Below are 11,719 nucleotides of genomic sequence, written 5' to 3'. Positions count from 1 at the left end.
AGTCCGCCTCACCCAGCACCATGGCGCGACTGGCCGCACGGCGTGGACAGTTGCCCGCAGGGACTGCTGAGCTTCTGAGCATCCTTTCGCCCCTGCCGACCGGCGACGGCCGGCAGACATCGATCTCCGACCTCACCGCGGACCTTCGACATCTGTGGGACATGGATGGGGGCGTACCTGGGATCGCACTGGATGCGGACCGGGTGCTCCCCTGGGGGAGCGGGTGCAACGCAAACGAGCTGGGCTGGCTGATGACCGGCTCGGACCCGGACCTGTGGCCAGTGGTGGTGTGGCGCCGTCACGGATCACCGCACTGGGCGCTGTTTGAGTGCGGCATGGCGGAATTCCTCCGCCGGCTCATGACCGCCGAGTTCGACGAGTGTCCGCTGAGCGACCTGTCGCTGTGGGGGCGTGTGGGGACCTTCGTCCACGTCCGGGAGCAGGAACGCCGATTCCACGCGGGCCTGGACCCCCTCACCGGTGAACCCGACCCCTACGCGAACATGTTCGGCTGACTGCACATCAGGACCTGAGGTCTCCGCATTCCGCTGCGTCCACCCGGTTCCGTAGTCAGGAAGGCGCGAACGCAGCAGCGGCCCGGGCCTCCGACTCCCGCTCCTCACTCCTCGACCGCACACCGCCAGAAGTCCCGCATCAGGGCGGGCGCCGACGGCCCGGCCAGTTCCAGCTGGCTGAGCAGGAGGGTGACGGTGCCGGTGGAGGCGGTGAGATGCGCGGCCGTTGCAGCATCCGGGCGAAGGCGTGCCAGTCGTCGGCGGTCGAGACCAGGCCCCCGGCGCCCGACGGGAACGCCGGCCGGCGGCATCCGTCACCGCCCTCGCCGAAAACCCGAGGATTGACACGCCCCCCGGCCGCCTCGAAGATCAGCGCAGGGCCCAAGGGCGGCAACCGTGCCGCTCTCCGCACCGGACGGAACCGTCCGCCGGGAAGCGGGGAGCACCGGGCAGGTGCCGACCCGTCACGTCCGAAAGGAGCCCGATTCCATGTTCGTACCTCTTTCCGCCGGACCCCAAGCCCTCGCGCTGCTCCGCGAGTTGGGTGCCGAGACGATCGCGCACCCCGGTGGCGGCCTGCTCGCGCACCTTCGCCGCGTACAGGAACAGCTCGCCGCCTGGGGCGCCCGCCCCGCCGTACAACTGGCGGGCCTGTGCCACGCGTTCTACGGCACCGACGGTTTTCCCACGTCCCTCCTGCCGCTCGGCCGGCGCGCGGAGCTGGCGGCGGTGATCGGCGCCGAGGCGGAGGCACTGGTGTACTTCTACGCCGCCTGCGACCGGCGTGCCTCCTACCCCACCCTCGCGGACCCCGACGCCGCCTTCCGGGACCGTTTCACCGGCCGCACCTTCACACCGGACCTCGGACCGCGCCGGGACTTCGCCGAGCTGTCGGCCGCGAACGAACTCGATATCGCCCGTATCGACCCCGACTTCCGGAAAGCCTCCGGCGCCGAGCTGCTCACCCTGTTCACCCGCCTTCGACCGCTCCTGAGCCGGCCGGCGTGGACGGACTGCCACACGGAGCTCAGCGCCGCTCCGCTCCCCGACGGGCCCGCATCCCGACCGTGGACCGTGGCGGTGCTGGGCCCGGGCGGGGTCGGCGGTCTCCTCGCCGCCCTGCTGTCCCGGGCAGGACACCGGGTGATCTGTGTGGCCGGGGACGCGACGACCCGGGCCCTGCGCCAGGACGGCATCCGGGTACGCAGCGGCCAGTTCGGCGACTTCACCGCGACGGTCGAGGCGGACACCGAACTGCGGGAGCCGGTCGATCTGTGCCTGATCACCGTCAAACACACCGCTCTGGAGTCCGCGCTGGAGCGGATCCCGCCCGGCGTCCTGGGCGAGGGCATGGTGGTGCCGCTGCTCAACGGCATCGAGCATCCGGCCGTGCTGCGCGACCGCTACGGCGCCGAGCGCGTCGCGCCGGGCATCATCCGCGTCGAGTCGACCCGCACCGCACCCGGCACCATCGAGCACGGCAGCCCGTTCACGGAGATCGAGCTGTCCGGAGCGCACGAACGCCTCGCCCCGACGGCCGCGCTGCTGGAGGACGCCGGGGTACGCACGCGGGCGGTCGGGGACGAGACCGCCGCGCTCTGGGCCAAGCTGGCCTTCCTCGCCCCGTTCGCCCTGCTCACCACCCGGTACGGCGGCACCATCGGTGAGGTGCGCACCCGGCGACGCGAGGAACTGGTGGCCCTCGCCGAAGAAGCCGCCGCCGTGAGCAGCGCCTGCGGCGCGCCGGCCGAGGCCGCGAAGGCCCTGGCGCGGTACGACGCGTTCCCGGCCGGCAGCAAGTCGTCCATGCAGCGTGACGCGGAGGCCGGCCGGCCGCTGGAGCTCGATGCGATCGGCGGCGCCTTGCTCCGCGCGGCCGAGCGGCACGGCGTACCCGTGCCGGTGACCGTCCGGCTGATGGCCGAGCTGAGCGCCGACTGAGCGCCCGTCTAAAGGGCAGGCCCGGGGCCGCACCGGTGTGGGACTATTTCGGCCGCGGTGCACGAGCGGCGGAGAGCCGGCGCCGCTCGTGCCGGGTCGGTGCAGCAGGAGAGCCGGTGCGCAGGAGCCGTGTCGGACGGGGGAACCGGGTGTTTGCGATATCGCTGGGTGTCGAGGGTGCCGAGCTGCGCCCGCTGGAGCCGTGGCATGCCGGGGAGTACCTCGCGCACATGGACCGCGGCCGTGAGTTCATCGGCCGGTATATCGCACTGCCGGACCACACCACCGACCTCGCGTCCGCCACGGCGTTCCTCCAGATGTACGCGGACAAGGCGGCCGCCGACAGCGGCCGCCTCTACGGCATCTGGAGTGACGGCGTGCTCGTCGGCGGCGTCCTGTTCCGGACGTTCGACCTCACCTCCGGCACCTGCGAGGTCGGCTGCTGGCTGGAGGAGGCGGCCGTCGGGCGGGGGCTGATCACCCGCGCGATCCGGATACTCATCGACTGGGCCGTCGACCAGCGCGGGATCCACCGCGTGGAGTGGATCGCGTCCTCGGCCAACACCCCGAGCCTCAATGTCGCCAAGCGGCTCGGCATGGTGCGCGAAGGAGTGCAGCGGGAGAGCTATCCGCACCGCGGCGTACGCCACGATATGGAGGTCTGGTCGGTCCTGGCTCCCGAGTGGCGCCGGCAGCGGGAGACCACCGGCTGACCTCGGCCGGGGCCGGTCCCGGGGGTTCACCCGCGACTTGAGGGTTGTCCGCCCCCTGGTCCCGGCACCGTGGGCCGGATCCGGCCCGAAGTCTCCGGGCCCGGTTCAGTGGAACGCTGGAAGTCATGCCTCCCGACAACAGCGCACACCCAGGCCCGCGCCCTGCGTTGGCGCCCCTCGACAGCATCGGGGAAGCCGGCCACCGTCGATGCCCCACCCGAGACGATCACGCTGGTGCAGATGATCGCGCCACGTCCGAACCGGCCCCTGCCCCGCCCCGCTGGCGGGAGCTGCTCGGCCCGGAGCATCGGGGCGCCGCGGTCGTGCTGGCCGCCGGCGTGCTCGTCGGCGCGGTCAATATCTATCTGGCGTCGAGCCTGCTGCCCACCGCGGTGGCCGAGATCGGCGGTGAGAGCTTCTACGCGTGGAACATGACGCTCTACCTCGTCGCCATGGTGATCGCGACGACGCTCGTCAGCCGGTTCCTCGCACGCTGGGGGAATGCCGGTGCCTATCTCCTCGGGTTCGCCCTGTTCACGGGGGGCTCACTGGTTTGTGCGGCGAGCCCGGCGATGCCGGTGTTGCTGGTGGGCCGGTGCCTTCAGGGCCTTGGCGCCGGGTTGTTGTCCGGGCTGGGCTTCGCCGTCATCCGCTCGGTCCTGCCCCGGCGGCTCTGGACCCGTGGCAACGCGCTGATGTCGGCGATGTACGGCGTCGGAAACTTCGCCGGCCCCGCGCTCGGTGGCCTGTTCGCCCAAGTCGGCTCGTGGCGCCTGGCGTTCGTCCTGATGGCAGGGGCCGCCGCGGTGTGCCTCGCGGCCGTGCCCCGGGTGCTGCCCCGAGGGGAACGCGGCAATGCGGCGGCTCCCGTACCGGCCGGGTCCCTGGCGCTGGTCATGGCCGCCACGGCGGCCGTCAGCGTGGCCGGAATCCTGCACGACACCATGGCGAGGGCAGCGGGCATCGCGATGGCGCTGCTGCTGGTCGCCGGATTCGTCGCCCATGAGCGGCGCAGCGCGCGCCGGGTCTTTCCCGGCGCGACCTACCAGGCGGGTTCCGCGCTGAAGTGGGTCTATCTGACGCTCGGGCTGCTGTCCTTCGGCGTCGCTGTCGAGTCCTTCCTCCCGCTGTTCGGCCAACGCCTCGCCGGGCTGCCCCCACTCGCGGCCGGCTTCTTCGGAGCGGTGGTCTCCCTCGGCTGGTCGCTGACCCAGATCGCCGCCTCATCGGCCGTCCGGAAGCGCACCGTACGCCGACTGCGCACCACCGGCCCGGTGTTGCTCGCCCTCGGCTTCCTCGTCCAGGGCCTGCTCCAGCGCGAGCACGCGTCGCTCTGGTGGGTGGTCATCTGGGTGCCGGTGTTGTACGTCGCCGGATCGGGCATCGGGCTCGCCTACCCGCACCTGTCCGTGGCCGCGATGTCGGCCGCTCAGGACCCGGAGGGAGGACGGCAGGCGGCCGCCGCGATCGCCACCGTGACGACGATGTCCACCGCGTTCGGCACGGCGGTCGCGGGCGTCCTGGTCGGCCTGGGCGGCCCGTCGATGCTCGGCTCGGCACGATGGCTGCTCTTCGGCTTCGCCGTCCTCTGCGCCCTCGGCATCTTCACCGCACGCGCCGCGGACCGCCCGAGCCGCCTCAGACGGTCAGTAGCGGTCGACGACAGCTCGGTGGTCACCCAGGACTCGTGATGAGGGTGCCGTGTGCCGTGAACTGCGTCGTTCCCGCCGAGCGGCGCCGGCCGCGGCAAATGGGCAATATGCCTGCGACCGTCGCCCTGATGCGCCATCATGTGGCCAGCGCGCGCCGGACCTCGGATCGGCCACGGAGAGGTGACGGTGCATCAGCAAAGCGCCCGAACGGGCGCTACACAGGGGGAGATTCATGAGGACCGTACAGCGAACACTGCTTTCCGGAGCGCTGACCGGCGTGCTGGCACTGACCATGGGGGCGGGGACCGCCGGTGCCTCGACACCGGCCGGGCCGGGGCCCCACACCGCGACCGGCGCCACCACCGTACGCACCATGGACGCCCGCAGCGGTGACGTGATCACCTGCAAGCTCACCACGCACCTCCCGCACTACTCCCACCACGCGCACGCCGACAACCGGCACATGGTGAACGTCACCGCCGACATCAAGTGCACCAAGCCGGTCGCGCAGTTGGCCCTCCGTGTCGGCCTGTACAAGAACGGAACGCTGTACAAGCAGAGCGGTGCCAAGGTCAACCGCGGTCGGAACAAGGTGAGCCAGAACGCCGCACGGCGCTGCATCAAGCGGCAGAACTACACCGGCTACTCCGTCGGCGTGGTCACCTTCCCGCCCGGCTACACCCCGCACACCAAGCAGGTGAAGCACACCAGCGCGACGGCCCGCATCAACGCCTGCAAGAAGCGCTGACCCGTCGGCCGGGCAGGCGTCCGGCCGGGCCGGAGAGGCGTTCGGCGACCGGCTCAACCAAGTCGGTCGCCGAGCGCTGCCGGAACCACTTCGATGCCCGGTTCGCCTGCCAGCCGCTCGGCCAGGCGGGCGGACCCGCCGATGTAGGTGGAGTCCAGATCCACATCCGTGGCGACGCACCAGGCCCGGTCCCGTGGCCACCACAGATTCGGCGACTGCGGAAAGAAGACCCCCGCACTCCTGTCTCCCGTGGCGAGCGCCGCCTCGATCGGCCCCTCGTACAGCGTGTAGGCACGTCCGCTCAACTGCACCATCGGCCCGCCGGCATCGGACCAGCCCCACCCTTCCCAGAGTCCGAAGAAGCACTGCCGGGGGGTGTCGGTTTCCGCCGCCAGCACCGAGCACAGGGCCGCCAGCACCGGCGCGGGCAGCGAACCCTGCCACGGGGGCTCGTCACCCGGGCCGGCCACGTCCTCGAAGCGTGCCAGCGGGTGCAGGCCGCGCCCCGACCGCTGCGCCACCTCCGCCCACCGCTCGAACCGGCCGTCCGACGGCTCGCTGGGATGCAGCAGCCGTACATACGCCTCGAACCCGGCCGGCAGCAGGGCGTGGACGCCACTGTCGAACCCGCCGACGCTCTCCTCGATCCAGCGGGCCGACGACACGTCCTCGACCCGATGCGGCGGCTCCACCCCGTCCGGCGACCACGTCATGGCTTCGGTTCCCCCTCATTTGCGGTCTGGCTCCCAGTATGAACCGAGCGCGCGGTCAGCGGCGGCCGGACGCCACCAGCCGCCGCCCGGAACGCAAACGCCCGCGCCGACGTCGCCGGCCGATGACCGGTCGGCGACGTCGGACGGACGGAACGTCAGGCGGCCTGTTGCAGCTGCTGTAGTGAGGCCACCAGCTTGTCCACCTCCTCGGACGTGTTGTAGAGCGCGAGCGAGGCCCGGGCCGCACTCGCCAGGCCGTAGTGGGCCAGGGCCGGCTGGGCGCAGTGGTGTCCGGCCCGGATGGCGATGCCGTCCCGGTCCAGCCAGGCGGCGATCTCCGACGGGTCGTGGCCGGCCAGGGTGAAGGTCAGTACGGCGATACGGTCGGGCGCGGAGCCCAGCAACTCAAGTCCCGGGACCGTCGCCAGGGCTTGCTGTGCGTACGCCATCAGTGAGGTCTCGTAGGCGGCGATGGCGTCGCGGTCGAAGGAGGTCAGCCAGTTCAGGGCGGCCAGCAGACCGACCACGCCGGAGATGTGACCGGTGCCGGCCTCCAACAGGTGAGGGACGGGGGCATAGGTGGTACGGGTGAAGTCGACCGACTCGATCATGTTGCCGCCGCCCTGCCACGGCGCCATGTCCCGCAGGATCTCCGGCTTCGCGTACAGCGCGCCGATGCCCGTGGGGGCGTACAGCTTGTGGCCGGAGAACACATAGAAGTCGGCGTCCAGGTCCTGCACATCAACGGGGAAGTGCGCCACCGCCTGGGCCCCGTCCACCAGGACCTTGGCCCCGTAACGGTGGGCGAGCGCGGTCATCTCGCGTACGGGCGGGACGGTGCCGAGCACATTCGACGCCTGGCTGAGCGCGACGAGCTGGGTGCGCATGGAGAGCAGATCGTCATACGCGGTGAGGTCGATCTGCCCGTCCGGTTGGAGGGGTACGGGTACCACCCGGGCCCGGGTCTGCTGGGCGATCAACTGCCAGGGGACGATATTGGAATGGTGCTCCAGCACCGGCACCAGGATGTCGTCCCCGGGGCCGAGGTTGGCCCGGCCCCAGGTCTGGGCGACGAGGTTGATGGCCTCGGTGGTGCCGCGTACGAAGACGATGTCGTCCGGTGACGGTGCCCCCAGGAAATGGGCGACCGCCGACCGGCCGGCCTCGTACGCCTCGGTGGCCTCGCGGGCCATGGTGTGCGCACCACGGTGGATATTGGAGTTGGCGGATCCGTAGAAGCCGGCCAGTGCCTCGATCACCTGGCGTGGCTTCTGGGTGGTGGCCCCGTTGTCCAGCCAGACCAGCGGGTGCCCGTTCACCGTCCGGTGCAGGATGGGGACATCGCGGCGGGCCAACTCGGGTGAGAAGGCGGCCGTTTGACCGGGGAGGCCGGTGAACTGTGCGGGGTGGGCGGCCGGGACGGCCGGATCCGTGACCGGGACCGAGGCCGGATCCGTGACGGGGACCGAGGCCGGGACCGTGGCTGGATCGGGCGACACCAGACCATCGCCGAGGAGGTTCGGAGTCGGCGCCCCGGGCCACAGACCCCGGACGACGTCAGGAGTAGTCATAGTAGTTGGAGACCTCGACGTTCTGGAGCACCGCGACGGCGTCCTCCACCAGCACCGCGGTATTGAAGTACGCCGTCATCAGGTACGACGTGATGCCCTTCTGGTCGACGCCCATGTTCCGCATCGACAGACCGGGTTCCACCTCGTCCTCGACCTTCGCGGGACGCAGACCCACCACGCCCTGTTCGGCCTCACCCACCCGCATCAGCAGGATCTCGGTGGTACCGATGCCGGCGTTGCCGGAGAACCGCACCTTGTCGGAGGGGAGCAGCGGGACACCGCGCCAGCTCAGCAGCGGACTGCCGAACCGGTTGTCGATGACCGGGGGCACACCCCGACGCGTACACTCCCGGCCGAACGCGGCGATCGCCCTGGGGTGCGCGAGGAAGTAGCCGGGCTGCTTCCAGACCCGGGTCAGCAGCTCATCCAGATCGTCAGGGGTCGGGGAACCGGTGCGCGCCTGGACCCGCTGCCCGGGGGCCACATTGTTGAAGAGACCGAACTCCGGGTGGTTGAGCAGCGAGGCTTCCTGCCGCTCGCGCAGTGCGTGCGCGGTGAGGTTGGACTGGGCCCGGATCTGGTCGATGGGCCCGTTGTAGAGGTCGGAAACCCTGGTGTGCACGCGCAGCACGGTCTGGGCGAGGCTCATGTGGTACTCGCGGGGCGTGTCTTCGTAGTCGACGAATGTCGCGGGAAGGTCGGGTTCGCCGATGTGCCCGGAACTGAGATCGACCGGTACCTCGGCGCCCGGCAGCATGCCGTCCGCCGAGAGGTAGGCATCCATCGCTCCCCGTACGGCCGTGTCGCGTTCACACAGCCCTTCCAGCACACTGCGCTCGACACACAGCGCCACACCGGGGGTGAGCGCCCGGACGCGGTACGGCAGGGGCTCGGAACGGGTCCAGGAGTCGAGGTCGAAGAACTGGCCGTCGCCGATCACTTCGAGCACGGCGTCCTCGCCGTAGCGGCCGCTCACCCGCTTCTCGGCGCGGCCCTGGGCGATCACCCAGAGCTTGTCGTGCGCATCCCCGTCCTGCGCCAGCATCTGTCCGGCCTCGAAGCTGACTTCCGTGAAGGAGCCCGCCAGTTCGGAGAGCAGTGCGTCGTCGGCATCCCGCAGATACGGCAACTCCCGCAGATCGCCCGGGATGACGCGGGGCGAACCGCCGTCGGTGTGGATGCTGATGCGATCGTCCCCGAGGACGTAGGTCCGGCGGCGGTTGACGCGGAAGACACCGGCTTCCACATCCACCCATGGCAGCGCCCGCAGGAGGTAGCGCGGGGTGATGCCGCGCATCTGCGGGCTGGTCTTGGTCGTGGTCGCGAGTTGCCGTGCCGCATCCGGGCTGAGACTAGTCTGGTCGTTCATCAGGACCTCCTCGCCTACGGGCATGCCGCTCGGCCGGCACTCGGCCGACCGGCACGCGGGAGTCTGAATCGTCTGGTCGAAGCCCACCGCTCGCAACCAGTCGTCCGCCGGCGCGCGGCCGGAAATGCTCGCTGCACGAAGGACGCAACCCCGAATGCCTGCGCGATTACCAGCCGTTTCAGCGCCACTACCTTGCGTAGCAATCTCGCGGAGGCGCGTCATGGAGTACGCGGACCTGTCGTACGACATCACCTGACGCCCGATTTACGACGGGATTTACCCTCATAACGGTGCTTTGCGTTTCCTAAAGGCAGGCTTATGACGCTGTCTCATGGCGCGTGACTGCCCCAACTCCGTTGGATGACACGGCTGTTGCGCACGGTGGGGGAGGGGGGAGGGGTGGCCGGGCGGGCGGCGCACCGCCCTCACGTCAGCCCGGTCCTCACACAGGCCCGGTCCTCACACCAGACCGGTCTGCGACTTGCTGAACATCACGCCCTCGGAATAGAAGAACACGGCGCTGCTGCCGTCGGCGCCGTAGCACGTCCAGGTGGTCGGGTAGTCATCGGCGCGCTCGGACTCGCTGTTCTGCCGACATGTATTGGTGTAGTTGAACAGGGCCTTCTCGCTGCTGCCGGCCTTGATCTTCCGGTATTCGGCGAGGCTCAGCGGGTCGGTGGTGTCGGTGCTGCCGTTGTAGGCGCAGGCGATCACGAAGAGGCCCAGGAGGCAGCCGCCGGCTATCGCACTCTTCTTCACGGGTGGGGTCTTCCTTCGGTGGGTGGTGGGGTGGGTGGACCGGTGCGGTGTGGGGGTAAGAGGTGGTTGCTCAGGGGGAGTTCGGTGGTGCAGGTGGGTGCGGGTGGGGCATCGGCGAGGGGGAGGCGGTGGTGGTCCGGCTGTGGGGCTCGCCGCGCAGGAACCGTTCCAAGATGAGGACAAGGGTGGGCAGTTGTCCGGCCGGGTCGAAGGACGGCTCGGTGGCAGCGCTGGTGTACATCGAGGCGATGAGGGCCATCACCCACGAGGCGGCGTGGCCCGGATCGAAGTCGGGGTCGATCTGGCCGGCCGCGGCGGCCTTGGTGAGCAGTTCCGTGATCACGGTGTGCTCGTCGGCGTTGTCCTGGCTCAGGAGTTCCGCGAGCCCGGGGTCGCGGTGCGCCTGAAGCATGGCCTCCATGACGAGTGGCGGCGCCAGAGGCTCGGCGGCGGGTGCGGCCAGGAATCGTACGACATCCAGGAGGGCGGCCCACGGGTCGGCGCCGGCCTTCGCCGCGGCCAGCCGCTCCGCCTTCTCTTCCTTGTCGTCCTGGAGGAGGGCGATGAAGATCGCGCGCTTGTTGGGGAAGTAGTGGAACACATTCCCCGAGCTCATCCCGGCGGCCTTGCAGATCTGCGCCGTTGTGGTGCGCTCAAAACCCTGCGTGGCGAACAGTTCGCACGCCGCGTTCACGATGTGCTGCCGCCGCGCCGCATGTTTCGCCGGATCGATCGTCCTCATGGCCTCACCTTATGACTGACCGCTGCACCTGATGGACGGCTCCTTCGCCGTTGCGCCAATAATAGATCGCGCACTCGGTTTATGATTGGCGTCCGTTCCTGCGCCGCACCGCGCCGGCTTCCGTCGGCCGCGGCGACGCAGACTCGCTGAAGGGGGACACCACCCATGGATGACCTGCTCGCGCAGCGCCACCCGACGGACAAGACCACGGTGCTGGCACAACCGGCCTGGATGGTGGCGCTTGTGTACGTCGTCCTCGCGCTGCTGGGAGCCGGAGCCGGCTGGCTGGTCAAGATCCTGGCGGAGTGGCTGGTGGCGTTGCCCTGGGCGCCGATGCAAGGGCCGGCCAAGCTCCTGGCCTCGGTTCCGGAGCCCTGGCTCACCATTGGCCTGATCTCCGCCGGAACGGTCCTGGGGCTGATCGTGGGCCTCATCGCCCAGTACGAGGAGCTCTCCGTCGTCGTATCGGCCGAGCGGATCACCCTTACCCGGAAGGGCAAAGACCAGGAGTTCGCGCGCGACCGCGTCGTCCAGGCGTTCCTGGACGGTAGACAACTCGTGCTGATCGGCAACGACGAGGGTGAACTCGCCCGTGAGACCTGCGATGTGAGCGCCCAGCGTGTCGCCGGGGCATTCAGGGTGCATGGCTACGCCTGGGCGGACGAGGACCCCTACAAGGACGAGTTCCGACGCTGGGTGCCGGACATGCCGGGACTGCCACAGGGAGCCGATGCGCTGCTCAAAGCTCGGGCACGGCTCCTCGAAAAGAAGAGTCCGACCGAGGATCTCCGGGAAATGCGCGAGGAGTTGGCCAGGCTAGGGGTTGTCGTGCGAGATGAAGGGCGGCGGCAGCACTGTCGGTTGAACCGGGGGTGGTAGTGAGATGGGGCGGGTCTGAAGTGGCGGCGGGGCTGGGTCCCCTACTGGTTGGCCACCCCTCCCACCAGCGGTTCTCCCTCCGCCGTGGCGGTCCCTCGCAGAGTCCCTCGGCAGCAA

At 70.1% G+C, this 11,719-nt stretch carries 12 protein-coding genes and 1 pseudogene; 7 read left to right on the top strand and 6 right to left on the bottom strand.

From position 1 onward, the window contains the following. Nucleotides 1-20: 20 nt before the first annotated feature. The gene (locus tag ACFWJW_RS04860) at nt 21-515 is read left to right on the top strand and encodes a hypothetical protein (RefSeq protein WP_387234911.1); all 495 of its coding nucleotides are present in this window, start codon (nt 21-23) and stop codon (nt 513-515) included. A gap of 104 nt (nt 516-619) precedes the next feature. On the opposite strand, the gene ACFWJW_RS04855 is transcribed toward ACFWJW_RS04860, so the two are convergent. Continuing rightward, complete coding sequence (locus ACFWJW_RS04855) at nt 620-826, bottom strand: hypothetical protein (RefSeq protein WP_387234908.1); 207 nt, start codon at nt 824-826, stop codon at nt 620-622. Between the two features lie 178 nt (nt 827-1,004). Here ACFWJW_RS04855 and ACFWJW_RS04850 point away from each other — a divergent pair. From ACFWJW_RS04850 to ACFWJW_RS04830, 5 genes and pseudogenes are all read left to right on the top strand, one after another. Beyond that, nucleotides 1,005-1,574, top strand: a pseudogene (locus tag ACFWJW_RS04850) (DUF6817 domain-containing protein); the annotation flags it as partial. Between the two features lie 15 nt (nt 1,575-1,589). Beyond that, on the top strand, nt 1,590-2,456 hold the full coding sequence (locus ACFWJW_RS04845; protein ID WP_387235127.1) for a ketopantoate reductase family protein: 867 nt from the start codon (nt 1,590-1,592) through the stop codon (nt 2,454-2,456). A gap of 149 nt (nt 2,457-2,605) precedes the next feature. After that, nucleotides 2,606-3,169, top strand: coding sequence for a GNAT family N-acetyltransferase (locus tag ACFWJW_RS04840; RefSeq protein WP_387234905.1), 564 nt, complete (start codon nt 2,606-2,608; stop codon nt 3,167-3,169). Between the two features lie 323 nt (nt 3,170-3,492). Continuing rightward, on the top strand, nt 3,493-4,860 hold the full coding sequence (locus ACFWJW_RS04835) for an MFS transporter (RefSeq protein ID WP_387234902.1): 1,368 nt from the start codon (nt 3,493-3,495) through the stop codon (nt 4,858-4,860). Between the two features lie 193 nt (nt 4,861-5,053). Further along, the gene (locus tag ACFWJW_RS04830) at nt 5,054-5,569 is read left to right on the top strand and encodes a hypothetical protein (protein ID WP_387234899.1); all 516 of its coding nucleotides are present in this window, start codon (nt 5,054-5,056) and stop codon (nt 5,567-5,569) included. Nucleotides 5,570-5,622: 53 nt separating this feature from the next. Here ACFWJW_RS04830 and ACFWJW_RS04825 read toward each other — a convergent pair whose 3' ends face one another. The 5 genes from ACFWJW_RS04825 to ACFWJW_RS04805 form a co-directional block, all read right to left on the bottom strand. Continuing rightward, a complete protein-coding gene (locus ACFWJW_RS04825) occupies nt 5,623-6,282 on the bottom strand; it encodes a hypothetical protein (protein WP_387234896.1) in 660 nt (219 codons plus the stop codon). Between the two features lie 155 nt (nt 6,283-6,437). Continuing rightward, on the bottom strand, nt 6,438-7,853 hold the full coding sequence (locus tag ACFWJW_RS04820; protein WP_387234893.1) for a SufS family cysteine desulfurase: 1,416 nt from the start codon (nt 7,851-7,853) through the stop codon (nt 6,438-6,440). Beyond that, nucleotides 7,840-9,222, bottom strand: coding sequence for a family 2B encapsulin nanocompartment shell protein (locus ACFWJW_RS04815; protein ID WP_387234890.1), 1,383 nt, complete (start codon nt 9,220-9,222; stop codon nt 7,840-7,842). The genes ACFWJW_RS04820 and ACFWJW_RS04815 overlap by 14 nt, the downstream gene beginning before the upstream one ends. Before the next feature lie 459 nt (nt 9,223-9,681). After that, on the bottom strand, nt 9,682-9,981 hold the full coding sequence (locus ACFWJW_RS04810) for a hypothetical protein (RefSeq protein ID WP_387234887.1): 300 nt from the start codon (nt 9,979-9,981) through the stop codon (nt 9,682-9,684). A 70-nt stretch (nt 9,982-10,051) separates the two neighbouring features. After that, nucleotides 10,052-10,723 carry a TetR/AcrR family transcriptional regulator gene (locus ACFWJW_RS04805; RefSeq protein ID WP_387234884.1) on the bottom strand — a complete coding sequence of 224 codons (672 nt, stop codon included), beginning with the start codon at nt 10,721-10,723 and terminating at the stop codon, nt 10,052-10,054. Between the two features lie 165 nt (nt 10,724-10,888). Here ACFWJW_RS04805 and ACFWJW_RS04800 point away from each other — a divergent pair, with 165 nt between their 5' ends. Further along, nucleotides 10,889-11,602, top strand: a complete 714-nt coding sequence (locus ACFWJW_RS04800; protein ID WP_387234881.1) for a hypothetical protein — start codon at nt 10,889-10,891, stop codon at nt 11,600-11,602. The last annotated feature ends 117 nt before the right edge of the window (nt 11,603-11,719 follow it).

The organism is Streptomyces sp. NPDC127097 (assembly GCF_042724075.1).
Classification (GTDB): Bacteria; Actinomycetota; Actinomycetes; order Streptomycetales; family Streptomycetaceae; genus Streptomyces.
The sequence above is the reverse complement of the archived record's forward strand: the minus strand, read 5'-3'. Positions and strand labels throughout refer to the sequence as shown.